An 18136-nucleotide genomic window follows, 5' to 3' on the forward strand; every position below is an offset into this window, starting at 1 on the left:
CGGCATACTGGACGTCTCTGGAGATATGTACAGCATGCCCGAGCAACTCAATACCCGCGTCGAAGATTGTTTCCTGCAAGCCGAATCCTTTTTCAAACGAAGCTTCAAACGCCCCAAGGTCAGCCTCAAGCTGCGGGGCCAGAAAGCCGGTGTCGCGCATTTGCACGAAAACCTGCTGCGCTTCAACCCTCAGCTTTACCGTGAAAACAGCCAACATTTCCTCAAACAGACCGTGGCCCACGAAGTGGCGCACCTGATCGCCCACCAGCTTTTTGGCGAGCGCATCCAGCCCCATGGTGAGGAATGGCAGTTGATCATGCGTGGGGTTTACGAACTACCGCCGGACCGTTGCCACACCTATGAAGTCAAGCGGCGTCAGGTAACGCGCTTTATCTACCGGTGCCCGTGTGCCGACAGCGACTTCCCGTTTTCGCCGCAGCGGCATGGGTTGGTAGGCCAGGGGCGACGGTATTTGTGTCGGCGGTGTCGGCAGACCTTGGTGTTCACTGGGGAAACTCGGGTGGAATGAGGGCCTCATCGGGGGCAAGCCCCCGATGGCATCAGAACACTCACCCAACAACCTTTGCCTGGCGCAAATCCGCAATCCGCTGAGCACTGAAGCCCAATTCCCCCAGCACTTCATCACTGTGCGCACCGACAGCCGCGCCAATATGCCGTGGCGCCGGCAACCCCTCGGAAAACTTCAGTGGGCAGGCGATCTGCGCCTGGGTCGAGCCATCGCCCCTGGGTACCTGGCTGATCAGCCCGCGCGCCTGCAGCTGCGGATGCGCTACCGCTTCACTCAAGTTCAACACCGGTTCCACGCACGCATCCACTCCAGCAAACAACGCACACACTTCATCAAAGCTGCGCTTTTCGAACTCCACCTGCAGCGCCCGCTTAAGGGCCGGTTGTTGCTCAGGCTTGAGGCTGTGCAGCGCCAGCTCCGGTCGCCCCAGCGCTTCGCACAATTGCTGCATGAAGGCCGGTTCCAGGCTGCCCACCGACATCCAGCGCCCATCACGGGTGCGGTAATAATCGTAAAAACTGCCGCCATTGAGCACATGGTTTTCCCACGCCGGTTCCACCCCGCAGGCCAGGTAACCCGCACCGGCCATGGCGTTCAGGCTGAACGCGCAGTCGGTCATGCTCACATCCAGGTACTGGCCGACGCCGCTCTGCTGCCGTGCGATGACCGCCGCGAGCAAGCCCACCACCGCATGCAACGACCCTCCGCCGATATCCGCCAGTTGCACGCCCAACGGCAACGGCCCACTGTCGCGCCGCCCGCTGTGGCTGGCCACGCCGGCCACGGCCAGGTAGTTGATATCGTGGCCGGCGCGATGCCTGTAAGGGCCGGTCTGGCCGTAGCCGGTGATCGACACGTAGATCAGCCCCGGGTTGATCGCGTTCAAGGCCGCATACCCCAGGCCCAGGCGCTCCATCACGCCGGGGCGGAATTGTTCGATGAGGATATCGGTGCCCTTGACCAGCTCGAACACGATCTGCAGCGCCTCGGCCCGCTTGAGGTCCAGCGCCAGGCTGCGCTTGTTGCGATTGAGGTAGGCATGGCTCGCCGAGGTGCCCTGATCATGGGGCGGCAGGACGCGCAACAAATCCATGCGCGTCGGCGATTCGATGCGCAGCACCTCGGCGCCCATGTCCGCCAGCATCAGTGAGGCGAATGGGCCTGGCAACAGGGTGGAAAAATCCAGCACTTTGAGGGACGCCAAGGGGCCTGACATACAAACTCCGTTTCCGATTCGACGGTTCACAGCGTAGTCAGCCTTGAGCGTCGACGGCAATCGTCAGAACGATCAACCCTCCTGACCGTTTTGATCACGGCGGGCTTTTTCGTCGCCACGGCTTTATCATTGGCCCACGTTTTGTTGGCAGAGTGTTCCATGAAGTTCGCGATTGCAGTGTTCAGCGCCGCCCACGCGCCCTCCTCGCGCCGCGCCCTGTTGTTTGCCCAGGCGGCCTTGGCCGGCGGGCATGAGATTGTGCGGCTGTTTTTTTACCAGGATGGCGTGTACAGCGCGTCCAATAACATCGTCGCGCCTCAGGACGAGCAAGACATCGCGCGCCAATGGCGCGAGTTCGTCCGCGCCCACCAGCTCGACGGCGTCGTGTGCATCGCCGCAGCCCTGCGCCGTGGCGTGCTCAACGCCGAGGAAGCCACGCGCTATCAACGCAGCGCGGTGAACCTGGAGGCGCCCTGGGCGCTGTCGGGCCTGGGGCAACTGCATGACGCGATCCAGGACGCCGACCGCCTGATCTGTTTTGGAGGTTCATGACATGGCCAAGTCATTGCTGGTGATCAGCCGCCAGGCACCGTGGTCCGGTCCCAGTGCGCGAGAAGCGCTGGATATCGTGCTGGCCGGTGGCGCGTTCGATCTGCCGATCGGCCTGCTGTTTCTGGACGACGGCGTGTTCCAGCTCGCACCGCATCAGGACGCCAAGGCCGTGCAACAAAAGGATTTGAGCGCCAACCTGCAAGCCCTGGGCCTGTTCGGCATCGATGACGTGTTCGCCTGCAGCCACAGCCTGGCCGAACGCGGGCTGGGTGTGCCGGCCAGCGCGCAGCCTTTGGACCCTGCCGCCATTTCCCAACTGATTGACCGTTACGACCAGGTGATTACCCTCTGATGTCGACTCTACACGTGGTATCCCACTCCCCCTTTACCGACAGCCGTCTCGACAGCTGCCTGCGCGTCTGTGCCAGCGCGGATGCGATCCTGCTGTGCGGCGACGGCGCCTACGGCCTGCGCAACCCGGCCCTGCACACCAAAGGCGTGAAGGTGTTCGTGCTGGCTGAAGACATGCAGGCGCGTAACCTGCCTTTGCCGGACTGGGCCGACAGCGTGGACTATCCGGGCTTCGTGCAGCTGTCGATCGACTATGACAAGGTTAATACCTGGTTATGAATACGCTGACCGTAGGCACGCGCACCCTCGAACTGGACAAGGACGGCTATCTGGTCGACCTCGACGCGTGGTCTGCCGAGATTGCCAACGCCCTGGCCGCCGCAGAATCGCTGGAACTGACCCCGGACCACTGGGAAGTCCTCGAACTGCTGCGCGGCTTTTACGCGCAATATCAGCTGTCGCCGGCCACGCGCCCGCTGATCAAGTACGTCGCCTTGAACCTCGGCCCGGAAAAGGGCAACAGCCTGCACCTCAACAAACTGTTCAACGGCACTCCCGCCAAACTTGCCGCCAAGCTGGCGGGCCTGCCCAGGCCGACGAATTGCTTATGACCGACTTTGCCCCACTGACCCTCTTAACGCCTGAAGAGCACCCTTTTGCGCAGTTCGTGCGCATCCTCGGCAAGGGCAAGCGCGGCGCGCGCAACCTCACCCGTGAGGAAGCGCGGGAAGCCATGGGCATGCTGCTCGACGAAAAAGTCGAAGACACCCAACTGGGCGCCTTTCTCATGCTGTTGCGTCATAAGGAAGAAAGCCCGGAAGAGCTCGCCGGCTTCACCGAAGCGGTGCGCGAGCGCTTGAACCCGCCCGCCTTGAAGGTGGATATCGACTGGCCGACCTACGCCGGCAAAAAGCGCCACTTGCCGTGGTTCCTGCTGGCGGCCAAATGCCTGGCGCAAAACGGCGTGCGCATCCTCATGCACGGCGGCGGCGCGCATACGGCGGGCCGCCTGTACACCGAGCAATTGCTGGAGCAGTTGCAGATACCGCTGTGCCGCAATTGGCAGCAGGTCGAGGCGGCGTATGAACAAGGCAACCTGGCGTTTATTCCGCTGGGCGACTGGGCGCCTCAGTTGCAGCGCATGATCGACCTGCGCAACACCCTGGGCCTGCGCTCGCCGATCCATTCCCTGGCACGCTTGCTCAACCCGCTGAACGCCCGTTGCGGCCTGCAAAGCATCTTCCATCCGGGTTACCAGGGCGTGCACCGCGATGCCAGTGGCTTGCTGGGCGACAACGTGATTGTGGTCAAGGGCGATGGCGGCGAAGTGGAAATCAACCCCGACACCCTCAGCCATTTGTACGGAACCACCGGCGGCCAGAGCTGGGACGAAGAATGGCCCGCCCTCTCCGCCCAACGCCACGTCAAACCGGCGAGCCTTGCGCCTGAGCATCTCAAAGCCCTGTGGCGTGGCGAGGTCGAGGACAGCTACCCGCAACTGGCGTTGATCGCAACCATGGCCTTGGCCTTGCGCGGCCTCGGAAATACCCGCGAGCAGGCTTTCGAACTGGCTCGGCAATATTGGGATGCGCGCGACAAATCGATTTAATCGATCATTCACGTCGGGTCTTTGCGTTTTTAGTTCGAACTCATCCCTTTAGACTGGGCTCCAACGCTTATTAGCCAAGGAGCCAGTCATGGGTTTGCTGATCGAAGGACACTGGAAAGACCAATGGTACGAAAGTAGCGCAGACGGCGCGTTCCAGCGCGAACAGGCGCAACGCCGCCACTGGGTGACCGCCGACGGCCAGCCCGGCCCGAGTGGCGAAGGCGGCTTCAAGGCCGAGGCGGGTCGCTATCACCTCTACGTCTCTCTGGCCTGCCCCTGGGCCCACCGCACCTTGATCCTGCGCAAGCTCAAGGGCCTGGAAAGCCTGATCGACGTCTCGGTAGTCAGTTGGTTGATGCTGGAAAATGGCTGGACCTTTGACAAAGCCCACGGCTCCAGCGGCGACGCGCTCGACGGTTTCGACTTCATGCACCAGCGCTACACCGCTGATACCGCTGACTACACCGGGCGTGTCACGGTGCCGGTGTTATGGGACAAGCAGCTCAAACGCATCGTCAGCAATGAGTCGGCGGAGATCATCCGCATGTTCAATAGCGCATTTGATGAGCTGACCGGTAATACCCTGGATTTCTATCCCGACGCACTGCGCCCGACCATCGATGCGCTGAACGAACGCATCTACCCGGCCGTGAACAACGGCGTGTACCGCGCCGGGTTCGCCACCTCGCAGCAGGCCTATGAAGGTGCGTTCGATGACGTGTTTGCCGAGCTGGACCATTTGGAGCAGCACCTGGGCGAGCACCGCTACCTGGCCGGCGAGTACCTGACCGAGGCGGACGTGCGGCTGTTCACCACGCTGATTCGTTTTGATGCGGTGTATTACAGCCACTTCAAATGCAACCTGCGACGAATTGCCGATTATCCGAACTTGTCCAATTGGTTGCGGGAGATGTATCAGTGGCCGGGGGTGGCCGAGACGGTGAATTTTGAGCACATCAAGGGGCATTACTACGCCAGCCACCGCACCATCAACCCGACGGGGATTGTGCCGAAGGGGCCGCTGCATCGGTTTGATGTTGGGCATGATCGGAAGCGGTTGAGTAGCAAAGGCGTCTGGAGCTGATTCAGGAAATGGGGTGGGTTTGAAGGCCTCATCGGGGGCAAGCCCCCTCCCACATTGGAATGCATTTCAAAATGTGGGAGGGGGCTTGCCCCCGATGCTTTTGAGGTTCAGACCTGAGACTGAGCACCCTCAAACCACTTCAGCTTCTCGCGCAACACCACCACCTCACCCACGATCACCAGCGTCGGCGCATGCACTTCATGCTCCGCCACCATGCGCGGCAAGTCGGCCAGGGTGCCGGTGAATACGCGCTGGTTGGCGGTGGTGCCCTGCTGAATCAACGCTGCTGGGGTATCCGCCGCGCGCCCGTGCTTGATCAATTGCTCGCAGATGATCGGCAAGCCAATCAAACCCATGTAGAACACCAGAGTCTGTGACGGCCCGACCAGGTCCTGCCAGGGCAGGTCCGAGGTGCCATTCTTCAGGTGCCCGGTGATAAAGCGCACCGACTGCGCGTAGTCACGGTGCGTCAACGGAATGCCCGCATACGCCGCGCAACCACTGGCCGCCGTGATCCCCGGAACCACCTGGAACGGGATGCCATGGGCCGCCAATTCCTCGATCTCTTCACCGCCACGCCCGAAAATGAACGGATCGCCGCCCTTGAGGCGCAGCACGCGCTTGCCTTGCTTGGCCAGGTCCACCAGTTGTCGGTTGATCTGATCCTGCGGCACGGCATGATCGGCGCGACGCTTGCCGACGTACACGCGCTCGGCATCCCGGCGGCACAGTTCCAGGATCGCTGGAGCCACCAACCGGTCATACAACACCACGTCGGCTTGCTGCATCAGGCGCAAGGCGCGGAAGGTCAACAGGTCTGGGTCGCCCGGGCCTGCACCCACCAGGTAAACCTCACCCGGCGCGTAAGGCGGCGCGCCATTGACCTTTTCGATCAGCAGGCGCTCAGCCTCATCGCCCTGCCCGGCCAGTTGCCGGTCGGCAATCGGGCCCTGGAACACTTCTTCCCAGAACGCCCGCCGCTGCTGCACATCCGGGTACAAGCCTTTGACCTGGGCACGAAAACGCGCCGCCAACCCGGCCAACTGGCCATAGGTGGACGGAATCCAGGTTTCCAGCTTGGCCCGGATCAAGCGCGCCAGTACCGGCGCATCGCCGCCGCTGGACACCGCGATCACCAATGGCGAACGGTCGACGATCGCCGGGAAGATCACGCTGCACAGGGCCGGCGCATCCACCACATTGACCGGTACACAGCGCCGCTTGGCATCACTGGACACTTGCGCGTTCAGTGGCTCGTCGTCGGTGGCCGCGATGATCAGCACGCAACCGTCGAGGTCCGTCTCCTGATAACCGCGCAACATCAGGTCCCCGCCACTGCCCAGCACCAGTTCACGCAACTGGTCTTCGATCTGGGGAGCAACCACCCGCAGCAACGCCCCGGCATCGGCCAGCAGCCGGGATTTGCGCAAGGCAATCTCCCCGCCGCCGACGACCAGCACACGACTGCCGCGCAGGTTATGAAACAGCGGCAGAAATTCCATTTAGCCGATGACCTCGACGCCCGCCATGTAGGGCTTGAGCACCTCAGGCACACGAATCGAACCGTCGGCCTGCTGGTAGTTTTCCAGCACTGCCACCAGCGTACGGCCTACCGCCAGGCCCGAACCGTTGAGGGTGTGCACCAGTTCCGGCTTGCCGGTTTCCGGGTTGCGGAAACGCGCCTGCATGCGTCGGGCCTGGAAATCGCCGCAGTTGGAGCACGACGAAATCTCGCGGTACTTGTCCTGGCTCGGCACCCACACTTCGAGGTCGTAGGTCTTCACGGCGCTGAAACCCATGTCGCCGGTGCACAACGCCAGCACGCGATACGGCAGCTCCAGCAACTGCAGGACGCGCTCGGCGTTGGCCGTCAGGCCTTCCAACGCTTCCATGGATTTGGACGGCTCGACCACCTGGACCATCTCGACCTTGTCGAACTGGTGCTGGCGGATCATGCCACGGGTGTCGCGCCCCGACGCGCCGGCTTCACTGCGGAAGCACGGGCTATGGGCGACAAACTTGAGCGGCAGTTGCTTGGCATCGAGGATTTCGCCAGCGACGATATTGGTCAGCGACACTTCCGCAGTCGGGATCAGATACAAGTCGGCTTCACCGTCGCGGCTGATCTTGAACAGGTCTTCCTCGAATTTCGGCAACTGGCTGGTGCCCATCAACGCCGGCGCTTGAACCAGGTACGGGGTGTAGGCCTCTTCGTAACCGTGCTCGGCGGTGTGCAGGTTGATCATGAACTGCGCCAGGGCACGATGCATGCGCGCAATCGGGCCACGCAACAGGGCGAAACGCGCGCCGGACATTTTCGCAGCGGTTTCGAAATCCAGGCCGCCGGTCAATTCGCCCAGGGCAACGTGGTCCTTGATATCGAAATCGAAAGCTTTGGGCTTGCCCCAGCGGCGCACTTCAACGTTGCCGTCTTCGTCCGCGCCAATCGGCACGGATTCGTGGGGCAGGTTGGGGATGCCCAGCAGGATCGAATCCAGCTCGGACTGGATCTTGTCCAGCTCGGCTTTGCCGTCGGACAGCTCGGTACCCATGCGCTCGACGTCCGCCATCAACGGCGCGATGTCTTCGCCGCGCTGCTTGGCCTGACCGATGGACTTGGAACGCGCATTCCGCTCAGCCTGCAGTGCTTCGGTGCGGGTCTGGACGGTCTTGCGCTGTTCTTCCAGCGCTTCGATGCGCGCAACATCCAAGGCAAAGCCACGGGATGCCAGGCGGTCCGCTACGTCCTGAAGGTTGCTACGTAACAGTTTGGAATCGAGCATGTCGGTCTCTCGTTATCAAAGTTTGGTCAAGGACAGGCCGGCCCAGGTGGCGAGCAGCCCGCCGAATACGCTGATAGCTGCATAGCCAATCGCCAGCAGCACTTGCCCGCTTTCCAGCAGGCGTACGGTATCCAGTGAAAATGATGAAAAGGTCGTCAGGCCGCCAAGGAAGCCAACCATCAGGCCGGCGCGCACCTCAATCGGTACTTCGGGACGCACCAGGAACAGGCCGTATAAAACACCGATCAACAGGCAGCCCACGATATTAACGGCCAGCGTCGCGGTATAGAAGTGCTTGGGCCAATTCGCGTTGATCCAGTTACCCGTCGCAAAGCGCAGCAGTGTACCCGCGATACCGCCCGCCGAGACGGCGACCACTAAAGGAATCATGATTTTCTCCGCTGCCTGGGACTTAAACGATCGAGTGCGGCCAGGTGATTGAGCTTCTCACCGATCTTCAGCTCCAGGCCACGGGGCACCGGCTGATAGAGCGGCAACGGTTCCAGCTCATCGGGAAAGTAGTCCTCACCGGCCGCGTAAGCGTCCGGCTCATCATGGGCATAGCGGTACTCATCACCGTAACCCAGTTGTTTCATCAATTTGGTCGGTGCGTTGCGCAAGTGCATCGGCACTTCGAGCGAACCGTGTTCGGCCGCCGCGCGCATCGCCGACTTGAAGCCCATGTACACCGCATTGCTTTTGGGCGCGCACGCCAGGTAGGTAATGGCCTGGGCCACCGCCAGCTCGCCTTCCGGGCTGCCGAGGCGCTCCTGCACGTCCCAGGCGGCCAGGCACAGGCTCAGGGCGCGCGGGTCGGCATTACCGATGTCCTCGCTGGCCATGCGCACCACGCGGCGTGCCAGGTACAACGGGTCGCAACCGCCGTCGATCATGCGCGCAAACCAGTACAGCGCGCCGTCCGGGTTGGAACCGCGTACGGATTTGTGCAGCGCCGAGATCTGGTCGTAGAACGCTTCGCCGCCCTTATCGAAACGCCGACGTGTGTCACCCAGCAGGCTTTGCAGCAGGTCGACGCCAATCTCGCCGCCATCTTCGGCAAGGTCCGAGGCGTTCTCCAGCAGGTTGAGAAACCGCCGGCCATCACCATCGGCGGCGGTGAGCAGGATCTTGAAGCCCTCTTCACTGACGCTCAGCTGGCGCTTGCCAAGCCCCTTGTCTTCGCTCAAGGCGCGCTGCAACAGCTTCTGCATGGCCGCCTCGTCCAGGCTCTTGAGCACGTAGACGCGCGCCCGCGAGAGCAGCGCGTTATTCAATTCGAACGAAGGGTTCTCGGTGGTGGCGCCGATAAAGATCAGCGTGCCGTCTTCGACGTACGGCAGGAACGCATCCTGCTGGGACTTGTTGAAGCGATGCACTTCGTCGACGAACAGGATGGTGCGCTTGCCGTATTGCCCAGCCTGCTGCTTGGCGATTTCCACCGCCTGACGGATCTCCTTGACCCCGGCCAGCACGGCAGAGACCGTTTCGAAGTGCGCATCCGAGACCTTCGCCAGCAGCCGCGCCAGGGTGGTTTTACCCACCCCCGGCGGCCCCCAGAAAATCATCGAGTGCAGCGCACCCTGCTCCAGGGCTTCACGCAGGGGCTTGCCGCGAGCGAGCAGGTGTTCCTGACCGACGTACTCGTCCAGGTTGGTCGAGCGCAGGCGCGCGGCCAGAGGCTGGGCAATCGGGTCACTTCGAAACAGATCCATGGGCAGCGTTTGAAACCTCTGGGGGAGTTTATTCCTGGATCACGTCGGCACCCTTGGGGATGTCGAACTTGAACTTGGACGCGGGCACCGGCTGGTTGGCCTTGACCCCGGAGAACAGGATATCGGTGCGCTGGCCGACGCTGTCGATCAGGCGCATGTTATTGATCACGCCGTTGCCGAACGACAGTTGCAGGCTGTCAAACAGCGTGTCCTTGGATTTGGGCTTGAGGGTGAATTCGATCACGTTGCTGGTTTGCTTGGAGGTGATATCGAAACTGTCGTTGATCTTCGATACATCGCCCGACAGCAGCAGCGCTGGCGTCTGGTTCAGCCGTGGGTCGAGCTTCTTGATGGTCGCCTGCTCCAGGTCCGGGTCCCACAGCGTGACTTTCTGGCCGTCGGAAACGATGGTCTGTTCGGCCTTGCCTTCGGTATGCCAGTAGAACAGGCCGGGACGCTGCACAGCCATTTCACCCGCGGTTTCCTGCAACTGGGTGCCACCCGCGTCCAGAGTCAGCTGGGAAAAGCGCGCGGTCAGGGTCTGGGATTTGTCCAGCAGGTTCTTCAGGCTGGCCACCGAAGCCGGGTCAGCGTGAGCCGAAGCGGCGGTCAGGGCCAGTACCGGCAACAACAGCATGCGGATAATGCGCATGGGAATCCTCATTGAGTAATCAGGGCGCGCCGCGTGCTGCCACGCGGCGCGGGATCAGTCGCGCATCTGCCCGGGGGCGATGATTTCACGCGAGCCGTTGGTGTTCATTGCAGTGACGACGCCAGCGTTTTCCATGGCTTCGATCATGCGGGCTGCGCGGTTGTAGCCAATCTTCAGCTTGCGTTGCACCGCAGAAATCGAGGCGCGACGGCTTTCCAGCACAAACGCCACGGCCTCGTCGTACAGCGCGTCGGTTTCGGCGTCATCGTCGCCACCGCCGCTGCCGCCGTCGAAGCCGCTACCGGCCTCTTCAACGCCGGCAAGGATCTCGTCGTTATATTCAGGTGCGCCACGCAGTTTCCAGGCTTCCACCACGCGATGCACTTCATCGTCGGACACGAAGGCACCGTGCACACGAATCGGCAGGCTGGTGCCGGGCGGCATGTAGAGCATGTCACCGTGGCCGAGCAGTTGCTCGGCGCCGCCCTGGTCGATGATGGTCCGCGAGTCGATCTTGCTCGACACCTGGAACGCCATGCGCGTGGGGATGTTGGCCTTGATCAGGCCGGTGATCACATCCACCGACGGCCGCTGGGTCGCAAGGATCAAGTGGATCCCGGCCGCACGGGCCTTCTGGGCAATACGCGCGATCAGCTCTTCGACCTTCTTGCCGACGATCATCATCATGTCGGCGAATTCGTCGACCACCACCACGATGGTCGGCAACTTGGTCAGCAGCGGCGCTTCGTCGTGAATGTTCTCGCGCTTGTACAGCGGGTCGGTCAGCGGTGTGCCGGCGTCCTGGGCTTCCTTGACCTTGGCATTGAAGCCAGACAGGTTACGCACGCCCATCTTCGCCATCAGCTTGTAGCGACGCTCCATCTCGGCGACGCTCCAGCGCAGGGCGTTGGCGGCGTCCTTCATGTCGGTGACCACCGGGCACAGCAGGTGCGGAATGCCTTCGTAGATGGACAATTCCAACATCTTCGGGTCGATCATGATCAGCTTGGCGTCGTCCGGGCCGGATTTGAACAGGATCGACAGGATCATTGCGTTCACGCCCACCGACTTACCGGAACCGGTGGTACCGGCCACCAGCAGGTGCGGCATTTTCGCAAGGTCGGTGATCACCGGCTTGCCGCCGATGTCATGGCCGAGGGCCAAGGTGACCGGCGATTTGAAATTGTCATATTCCGGGGTCGACAGCACCTCGGAGAACCGCACGATCTGGCGGTCTTCGTTGGGAATCTCGATACCCACGGTGGTTTTGCCGGGAATCACTTCCACCACGCGCACACTGGTCACGGCCAGGGAACGGGCCAGGTCTTTGGCCAGGTTGGAAATACGGCTGACCTTGACGCCCGCCGCCGGCTGGATTTCGTAACGGGTAATCACCGGGCCTGGGTGAATCGAGTCTACCGACACTTCGACGCCGAATTCCTTGAGCTTGATTTCCAGCAGGTGGCCGACGGCCGCCAGGGATTCGGGCGAGTAGTTGAGCTGTTTCTTTTCCGCCGGGTCGAGAATAGAGATCGGCGGCAAGGTGCCTTCGACGGCGCTGTCGATGAACAGCGGGGCCTGCTTTTCTTTCTGCACGCGATGGCTTGGCTCGGGCGCCTTGGGCGGCGCGGGAGCGATCACCGGCGGCACCTGCTTCTCGCGGTCCGACATGTGCTTGCTCAGGGCCTGCTCGCGCTCGATCAGGCGCTCCTTGACCTTGGCCTGCTCGCGGCGGTCCGGCGTGCTGGGAGCCACCACTTCGTTGACGCGGGTGTCCACTTCGCGCAGCTGCGCAACCATTTGCTTGCGCTCGACACGCGCCGCCCACCAGCGGTTGGCGGCACCCTGGAACAACTCGAACAGATCGAGGGTGATCTTGCCGGTCACGTCCATCACTTTGAACCAAGACAGGTCGGTGAACACCGTAAGGCCGAACAGAAACAGCGCGATGAACATCAGGGTGCTGCCCTGGATATTCAGGGTACGGCGCGCCAGGTCGCCCAAGCTTTCGCCTAGCGCCCCGCCCGCACCCGCCGGCAAACCGGTGGGCGCGTGGAAATGGATATGCGCCAGGGCGGCGCCGGACAACACCAGGAACACCAGCCCGATCAGGCGCCAGGAGAACAGCCAGCCGCTCCACTGCCACGGCTCATGCCGCTGGCGGAAGATCTGCCAAGTCTTGATCGCCAGCAGCAGCGGGAAGATGTACGCGAAATAACCGAGAATCATGAACAGGATATCGGCGCTGTAGGAACCCACGGGGCCACCGAAATTCTGCACGTCGTCGATTTTGCTGTTATGGCTCCAGCCAGGATCGTCCTTGCCATAGGTGAGCAAGGCCATCATCAGGAACAGGCACAGCGCGCCGATAGCGATCAGCGCACCTTCCTTGAGTCGGTAATGCAGGTGCTGACGCCAGGCCGGCACGACTGCTGCTTTGGGTGTTGCGGCGGATTTCTTCAAAACGGGTCTTTTCCTGCGCCTTTTAGCGCGTCCATCTGTTGAATGACTGCACACGACTGCCCTGTCCCGAGCAGCTGAAAAATGACGAATGTTGCTGAATCTACTTTTAACACTGCGTAACGCATCGGCGAAATGGCGATAACGCCACGATCGCTGCATTGTACGGGTTTGCGTGCGCGATGCCACGCACTTGCCCGTCACCCTGCAGCGTGAACCCTCCAGGTGTCGCAGCCTGTTCAATTTGAGCATGCATTGTCTTTGCTGACAAAGGCTTATGCGCTGTATTTAGCAAACCAGGCAAGCTTGGCAAATGGCCTGCACTGACCAGACCCGATTACGACCGCGCCTTATGCACGGAGTTGCAGAAACACCCTTACACGCTAATCCGCGCCGAAAACCTATTCGGGCTGGCCCCGTGGCGCTGTGTCGACAATAATCACCGCCTGGGGCAGGCGCCCAGCAGCCTGCCACTCCCCTCCCCTTCCGTAAGCCTGGATGCCATGCTGACCTGGTTACAACGCGACACCCTCACATTCCCGCCACTGGCCAAGGCCATGCGCGAACCCAACGGCCTGCTTGCCGCCGGCGGCGACCTCTCAGCCGAACGGTTGATCCAGGCCTATCGTCACGGCTGCTTCCCCTGGTTCTCCGAAGGCCAACCGATTCTCTGGTGGTCGCCGGACCCACGCACCGTGATATTCCCCGACGAGCTGCACGTCTCGCGCAGCCTCGGCAAATTATTGCGCCAACAGCGCTATCGCGTGACCTTCGACCAGGACTTCGCTGCGGTTATTCAAGGCTGTGCGGCGCCACGCGCCTATGCCGATGGCACCTGGATCACGCAAGGCATCCAGAGCGCCTACCTGGAGCTGCATCAGCGTGGTTACGCCCACTCGGTGGAGGTGTGGGACCAGGGGGAGCTGGTCGGAGGCCTGTACGGCCTGGCGATGGGCCAGTTGTTTTTTGGCGAATCCATGTTCAGCCGCGCCGACAACGCCTCCAAATTCGGCTTCGCCACGCTGACCCGGCAATTGCAGGCCTGGGGCTTTGTGCTGATTGACTGCCAGATGCCCAACGACCACCTGCACAGCCTGGGCGCACGCGCCATACCGCGCAGTGAGTTCGCGCAGTGGCTGCGCAATCATCTGGACGTACCCAGCGCTGGGCCGTGGGTTTCTTAGGCGCCATTCGCGTACCTGGCTTACACTTATTTCAAAGCTTATCCCGAGGGTTGATCATGACCGAGCTGGCGCGCTTGAAGTTCTATGCCACTCAAGCCCACTCTTGCAGCTATCTGCCCGACGAGCAGGCCACTACGCTGTTCCTCGATCCCAGCCAACCGATGGACGTGCATGTGTACGCCGACCTGTCGGAGATGGGCTTTCGGCGCAGCGGCGATCACCTGTACCGGCCTCACTGCCAAAATTGCAACGCTTGCGTGCCGGCGCGGATTCCGGTGGCGCAATTTGTGCCGGATCGCAACCAGAAGCGCATTCTCAAGCGCAACGCCGACCTGACGGTAAACGCGGTCAAACCGCAGTACAGCGAAGAATATTTCGATCTTTATCAACGCTATATCGAACAGCGCCACGCCGACGGCGATATGTTCCCGCCCAGCCGCGATCAGTTTTCCACCTTCCTGGTGCGCGACCTGCCTTTTTCGCGCTTCTACGAATTCCGCCTCGACGGACGGCTACTGGCGGTGGCGGTCACCGACCTGCTGCCCAACGGCCTGTCGGCGGTGTACACCTTCTATGAGCCCGCCGAAGAGCGCCGGAGCCTGGGACGCTTTGCCATTCTCTGGCAGATAGGTGAAGCACTGCGCCTGGAACTGGAGGCGGTGTACCTTGGATACTGGATCAAGAACTGCAAAAAGATGAACTACAAGACCCAATATCGGCCCATTGAACTGCTGATTAATCAAAGATGGGTAACGCTTAACTAGAACCCCTTGGCTTGAACACCCTTTTTCGGGCACAATGCACGCCGCTTTTGCCTGGCGCAGTTGCACCGGGCCATTCACTGGATACCGAGGGCTTTACTGCATGTCGAAAGAAGACAGCTTCGAAATGGAAGGCACTGTCGTCGACACCCTGCCCAACACCATGTTTCGTGTGGAGTTGGAAAATGGGCACGTCGTAACCGCGCATATCTCCGGCAAGATGCGCAAGAACTACATTCGTATTCTTACCGGTGACAAAGTGCGCGTCGAGCTGACGCCCTATGACTTGAGCAAAGGGCGCATCACTTACCGCGCTCGCTAAGCAAGTCAATACAAAACGCCCGGTTCTGCCGGGCGTTTTTGTGTGCGTGGGTTTTTTGGGCCATCAATGACCAAATGTGGGAGGGGGCTTGCCCCCGATAGCGGTGGTTCAGCCAGTAGATGGGTGACTGATATACCGCTATCGGGAGCAAGCCCCCTCCCACATTGGAAACACATCGTTTTGGTAATGGCATTCCAGCAAAAAGGCGCCTTTCGGCGCCTTTGTGTTATTGCAGGAACGGTCAGGCCATTTCAGCGGTGGTTTCGAAGTCGAAGGTCAGTTCGCCGTCCTTCAGATCGATATGCACCACGCCACCATGGTCGGAAAGCTCGCCGAACAGGATCTCTTCGGCCAACGGCCGCTTGATCTTGTCCTGGATCAGACGCGCCATCGGGCGAGCGCCCATTGCCGCGTCGTAGCCGCCTTCCGCAATCCAGCTGCGCGCTGCCTCCGTCACATCCAGTTGCACGCGCTTGTCTTCCAACTGCGCCTGAAGCTCGGTGAGGAACTTGTCCACCACGCTTTTGATGACCTCATGGCTGAGGCGACCAAATTGGATAATGGTGTCCAGACGGTTACGGAACTCCGGCGTGAAGCTCTTCTTGATCACTTCCATCGCATCGGAGGAGTGATCCTGATGCGTAAAGCCGATCGACGCCCGCGCAGCGGTTTCAGCGCCGGCGTTGGTGGTCATGATCACGATCACGTTGCGGAAATCCGCCTTGCGCCCGTTGTTGTCGGTCAGGGTGCCGTGGTCCATCACCTGCAACAGCAGGTTGAAGACTTCCGGATGCGCCTTCTCGATTTCATCGAGCAGCAATACGCAATGCGGCTGCTTGGTGATCGCCTCGGTCAACAGGCCGCCCTGGTCGAAGCCGACATAACCCGGTGGCGCACCGATCAGGCGCGAGACGGTGTGTCGCTCCATGTATTCGGACATGTCGAAGCGCACCAGCTCGATCCCCATGGCTTTGGCCAATTGGCGCGCCGCCTCGGTTTTGCCGACACCGGTGGGGCCGGCGAACAGGAACGAACCCACGGGTTTGTCTGGCGACTTGAGGCCCGCTCGCGACAGCTTGATCGCGGTGGACAACGCATCGATGGCCGCGTCCTGGCCAAACACGGTCAGCTTGAGGTCACGTTCCAGGTTACGCAGCAGCTCTTTATCGGAGCTGTTGACGTGTTTAGGCGGAATACGCGCGATCTTCGCCACGATGTCCTCGACCTGAGGCACGTCGATGCGCTTCACACGTTTCTCGACCGGCTGCAGGCGCTGGTAGGCCCCCGCCTCGTCGATCACATCGATCGCCTTGTCCGGCATGTGCCGGTCATTGATGTAGCGCGACGCCAGCTCAGCCGCCGCACGCAAGGCCTCATCGGTGTACTCGATGCCATGATGCGCTTCAAACCGGCCCTTGAGCCCGCGCAGGATGCCGATGGTGTCTTCAACCGAAGGCTCGGACACGTCGACTTTCTGGAAACGACGCGCCAGGGCACGGTCTTTTTCGAAGATCCCGCGGAATTCCTGGAACGTGGTCGAGCCAATGCAGCGGATATCACCCGACGACAGCAGCGGCTTGAGCAGGTTGGACGCGTCCATCACCCCGCCCGACGCGGCGCCGGCACCAATGATGGTGTGGATTTCGTCGATGAACAGAATCGCCTGCGGGCGTTTTTTCAGCTCGCCGAGCAGCGCCTTGAAGCGCTTCTCGAAATCGCCACGGTACTTGGTCCCGGCGAGCAACGCGCCCAGGTCCAGGGAGTAGACGACGCTGTTGGCCAGCAGGTCCGGCACCTGATTGTCGACGATACGCTTGGCCAGGCCCTCGGCGATCGCGGTTTTCCCCACGCCCGCTTCACCCACCAGCAACGGGTTGTTCTTGCGACGGCGCGCGAGGATCTGCGCTACACGTTCAACCTCGAGCTCACGCCCCACCAGCGGATCGATCCGCCCCTGGCGCGCCAACTCATTGAGATTGCTGGCATAGGCATCCAGCGGATTGCTTGAAGAGGAAGACTCACCGCCCTCGTCGTCCTGCATATCCTGCTCACCCTCGGAATGATCGCCGTGCCCCGGCACCTTGGAGATACCGTGGGCGATGTAGTTAACGACATCAATACGGGCAACGCTCTGCTGCTTGAGCAGAAATACGGCCTGGCTTTCCTGTTCGCTGAAAATAGCCACCAGCACATTGGCGCCCGTGACTTCCCGCTTACCGGAGCTCTGTACGTGGAATACAGCACGCTGCAATACCCGCTGGAAGCCCAGGGTCGGCTGGGTCTCACGGTCCTCGTCATGCACGGGGATCAGTGGCGTGGTGGAGTCGATAAACTCCTGCAGGTCATGCTTGAGTTTGTCGAGGTTGGCGCCGCACGCACGTAGAACGGTGGCGGCAGCTTCGTTATCCAAAAGTGCCAGCAGCAGGTGCTCGACGGTCATGAATTCATGACGCTTCGAACGAGCCTCCTTGAAGGCAAGATTGAGGGTGACTTCGAGCTCGCGGTTTAACATAGCTTCACCTCATACCCAAGTGGTCGGCGTTAACCGTCCTTCTCGATTTCACAGAGTAGCGGATGCTGGCTGTCCCTGGCGTACTGGTTGACCTGCATGGCCTTTGTCTCGGCGATGTCGCGGGTAAACACTCCACATACTGCCCGTCCTTCTGTGTGAACGGCCAGCATTACCTTGGTCGCCAACTCGCGGTTCAGGTTAAAAAACACCTCGAGCACTTCGACCACGAAATCCATCGGTGTGTAGTCATCATTGAACAAAACCACCTTGTACATCGGCGGCGCCTGTAAAGCAGGCTTGGCCTCCTGAACAGCAATGCCTGCAGAACCGTCGTCGTCATGTTCCTGATCCGGGCGATCCTGATTGAATGTTAGTCGAATCTGGCTATTTGCATGCATGGAAAGAAAGG

The 18136-nt window shown here is 61.1% G+C and carries 19 protein-coding genes; 10 read left to right on the forward strand and 9 right to left on the reverse strand.

Annotated elements, in window-relative coordinates; genetic code table 11:
* The first annotated feature begins 34 nt into the window (after positions 1-34).
* Positions 35-529, forward strand: a complete 495-nt coding sequence (locus C4J93_RS15895; protein ID WP_124429881.1) for a SprT family zinc-dependent metalloprotease — start codon at positions 35-37, stop codon at positions 527-529.
* Between the two features lie 40 nt (positions 530-569).
* Here the strand turns inward: C4J93_RS15895 and C4J93_RS15900 are convergent, their stop codons facing one another.
* Positions 570-1745 (reverse strand): CaiB/BaiF CoA-transferase family protein, encoded by a 1176-nt coding sequence (locus tag C4J93_RS15900; protein ID WP_124429882.1) that lies wholly within the window; start codon positions 1743-1745, stop codon positions 570-572.
* A gap of 159 nt (positions 1746-1904) precedes the next feature.
* Between C4J93_RS15900 and tusD the strand changes: the two genes are divergently transcribed.
* The 6 genes from tusD (at position 1905) to C4J93_RS15930 (ending at position 5341) form a co-directional block, all read left to right on the forward strand.
* Positions 1905-2297, forward strand: a complete 393-nt coding sequence (gene tusD, locus C4J93_RS15905; RefSeq protein WP_124429883.1) for a sulfurtransferase complex subunit TusD — start codon at positions 1905-1907, stop codon at positions 2295-2297.
* 1 nt (position 2298) lies between these two features.
* A complete protein-coding gene (gene tusC, locus C4J93_RS15910; RefSeq protein WP_124429884.1) occupies positions 2299-2649 on the forward strand; it encodes a sulfurtransferase complex subunit TusC in 351 nt (116 codons plus the stop codon).
* Complete coding sequence (tusB, locus tag C4J93_RS15915; protein WP_124407547.1) at positions 2649-2927, forward strand: sulfurtransferase complex subunit TusB; 279 nt, start codon at positions 2649-2651, stop codon at positions 2925-2927. The genes tusC and tusB overlap by 1 nt, the downstream gene beginning before the upstream one ends.
* Complete coding sequence (locus C4J93_RS15920) at positions 2924-3259, forward strand: TusE/DsrC/DsvC family sulfur relay protein (RefSeq protein WP_124429885.1); 336 nt, start codon at positions 2924-2926, stop codon at positions 3257-3259. The genes tusB and C4J93_RS15920 overlap by 4 nt, the downstream gene beginning before the upstream one ends.
* Complete coding sequence (locus tag C4J93_RS15925; protein WP_124429886.1) at positions 3256-4257, forward strand: glycosyl transferase family protein; 1002 nt, start codon at positions 3256-3258, stop codon at positions 4255-4257. The genes C4J93_RS15920 and C4J93_RS15925 overlap by 4 nt, the downstream gene beginning before the upstream one ends.
* A gap of 88 nt (positions 4258-4345) precedes the next feature.
* Positions 4346-5341: a glutathione S-transferase family protein gene (locus C4J93_RS15930; protein ID WP_124429887.1), complete on the forward strand. Its 996-nt coding sequence runs from the start codon at positions 4346-4348 to the stop codon at positions 5339-5341.
* Between the two features lie 107 nt (positions 5342-5448).
* Here C4J93_RS15930 and cysG read toward each other — a convergent pair whose 3' ends face one another.
* The 6 genes from cysG to C4J93_RS15960 are packed head-to-tail and all read right to left on the reverse strand — an operon-like array spanning position 5449 to position 12951.
* Entirely contained in the window at positions 5449-6843 is a 1395-nt protein-coding gene (cysG, locus tag C4J93_RS15935) for a siroheme synthase CysG (RefSeq protein ID WP_124429888.1), read from the reverse strand.
* Entirely contained in the window at positions 6844-8124 is a 1281-nt protein-coding gene (gene serS / locus C4J93_RS15940) for a serine--tRNA ligase (protein WP_124429889.1), read from the reverse strand.
* A gap of 15 nt (positions 8125-8139) precedes the next feature.
* Positions 8140-8514, reverse strand: coding sequence for a fluoride efflux transporter CrcB (gene crcB / locus C4J93_RS15945; RefSeq protein WP_124363281.1), 375 nt, complete (start codon positions 8512-8514; stop codon positions 8140-8142).
* Positions 8511-9836, reverse strand: a complete 1326-nt coding sequence (locus tag C4J93_RS15950) for a replication-associated recombination protein A (protein WP_124367404.1) — start codon at positions 9834-9836, stop codon at positions 8511-8513. Before C4J93_RS15950 ends, crcB begins: the two co-directional genes overlap by 4 nt.
* A 28-nt stretch (positions 9837-9864) precedes the next feature.
* Positions 9865-10488, reverse strand: coding sequence for an outer membrane lipoprotein chaperone LolA (lolA, locus tag C4J93_RS15955; RefSeq protein ID WP_124363283.1), 624 nt, complete (start codon positions 10486-10488; stop codon positions 9865-9867).
* A 54-nt stretch (positions 10489-10542) separates the two neighbouring features.
* Positions 10543-12951, reverse strand: coding sequence for a DNA translocase FtsK (locus C4J93_RS15960; protein ID WP_124363284.1), 2409 nt, complete (start codon positions 12949-12951; stop codon positions 10543-10545).
* A 500-nt stretch (positions 12952-13451) separates the two neighbouring features.
* On the opposite strand from C4J93_RS15960, the gene aat reads away from it, so the two are divergent.
* The 3 genes from aat to infA all read left to right on the forward strand — a co-directional run bounded on the left by aat (position 13452) and on the right by infA (position 15215).
* Positions 13452-14132, forward strand: a complete 681-nt coding sequence (aat, locus tag C4J93_RS15965; protein WP_124429890.1) for a leucyl/phenylalanyl-tRNA--protein transferase — start codon at positions 13452-13454, stop codon at positions 14130-14132.
* 56 nt (positions 14133-14188) lie between these two features.
* On the forward strand, positions 14189-14896 hold the full coding sequence (locus C4J93_RS15970) for an arginyltransferase (RefSeq protein ID WP_124363286.1): 708 nt from the start codon (positions 14189-14191) through the stop codon (positions 14894-14896).
* A gap of 100 nt (positions 14897-14996) precedes the next feature.
* On the forward strand, positions 14997-15215 hold the full coding sequence (gene infA, locus C4J93_RS15975) for a translation initiation factor IF-1 (protein WP_002553999.1): 219 nt from the start codon (positions 14997-14999) through the stop codon (positions 15213-15215).
* A gap of 241 nt (positions 15216-15456) precedes the next feature.
* Here infA and clpA read toward each other — a convergent pair whose 3' ends face one another.
* Positions 15457-17727 (reverse strand): ATP-dependent Clp protease ATP-binding subunit ClpA, encoded by a 2271-nt coding sequence (gene clpA, locus C4J93_RS15980; protein ID WP_124367408.1) that lies wholly within the window; start codon positions 17725-17727, stop codon positions 15457-15459.
* 29 nt (positions 17728-17756) lie between these two features.
* On the reverse strand, positions 17757-18125 hold the full coding sequence (clpS, locus tag C4J93_RS15985) for an ATP-dependent Clp protease adapter ClpS (RefSeq protein ID WP_124363288.1): 369 nt from the start codon (positions 18123-18125) through the stop codon (positions 17757-17759).
* Positions 18126-18136 lie beyond the last annotated feature (11 nt).

It is taken from the genome of Pseudomonas sp. R2-37-08W (assembly GCF_003851705.1).
GTDB lineage: Bacteria > Pseudomonadota > Gammaproteobacteria > Pseudomonadales > Pseudomonadaceae > Aquipseudomonas.

Bases quoted from the DNA above. Each gene is read 5' to 3' on its own strand.
- C4J93_RS15895 (WP_124429881.1), top strand. From the start codon at position 35: ATGCCCGAGCAACTCAATACCCGCGTCGAAGATTGTTTCCTGCAAGCC.
- C4J93_RS15900 (WP_124429882.1), bottom strand. From the start codon at position 1,745: ATGTCAGGCCCCTTGGCGTCCCTCAAAGTGCTGGATTTTTCCACCCTG.
- tusD (WP_124429883.1), top strand. From the start codon at position 1,905: ATGAAGTTCGCGATTGCAGTGTTCAGCGCCGCCCACGCGCCCTCCTCG.
- tusC (WP_124429884.1), top strand. From the start codon at position 2,299: ATGGCCAAGTCATTGCTGGTGATCAGCCGCCAGGCACCGTGGTCCGGT.
- tusB (WP_124407547.1), top strand. From the start codon at position 2,649: ATGTCGACTCTACACGTGGTATCCCACTCCCCCTTTACCGACAGCCGT.
- C4J93_RS15920 (WP_124429885.1), top strand. From the start codon at position 2,924: ATGAATACGCTGACCGTAGGCACGCGCACCCTCGAACTGGACAAGGAC.
- C4J93_RS15925 (WP_124429886.1), top strand. From the start codon at position 3,256: ATGACCGACTTTGCCCCACTGACCCTCTTAACGCCTGAAGAGCACCCT.
- C4J93_RS15930 (WP_124429887.1), top strand. From the start codon at position 4,346: ATGGGTTTGCTGATCGAAGGACACTGGAAAGACCAATGGTACGAAAGT.
- cysG (WP_124429888.1), bottom strand. From the start codon at position 6,843: ATGGAATTTCTGCCGCTGTTTCATAACCTGCGCGGCAGTCGTGTGCTG.
- serS (WP_124429889.1), bottom strand. From the start codon at position 8,124: ATGCTCGATTCCAAACTGTTACGTAGCAACCTTCAGGACGTAGCGGAC.
- crcB (WP_124363281.1), bottom strand. From the start codon at position 8,514: ATGATTCCTTTAGTGGTCGCCGTCTCGGCGGGCGGTATCGCGGGTACA.
- C4J93_RS15950 (WP_124367404.1), bottom strand. From the start codon at position 9,836: ATGGATCTGTTTCGAAGTGACCCGATTGCCCAGCCTCTGGCCGCGCGC.
- lolA (WP_124363283.1), bottom strand. From the start codon at position 10,488: ATGCGCATTATCCGCATGCTGTTGTTGCCGGTACTGGCCCTGACCGCC.
- aat (WP_124429890.1), top strand. From the start codon at position 13,452: ATGCTGACCTGGTTACAACGCGACACCCTCACATTCCCGCCACTGGCC.
- C4J93_RS15970 (WP_124363286.1), top strand. From the start codon at position 14,189: ATGACCGAGCTGGCGCGCTTGAAGTTCTATGCCACTCAAGCCCACTCT.
- infA (WP_002553999.1), top strand. From the start codon at position 14,997: ATGTCGAAAGAAGACAGCTTCGAAATGGAAGGCACTGTCGTCGACACC.
- clpA (WP_124367408.1), bottom strand. From the start codon at position 17,727: ATGTTAAACCGCGAGCTCGAAGTCACCCTCAATCTTGCCTTCAAGGAG.
- clpS (WP_124363288.1), bottom strand. From the start codon at position 18,125: ATGCATGCAAATAGCCAGATTCGACTAACATTCAATCAGGATCGCCCG.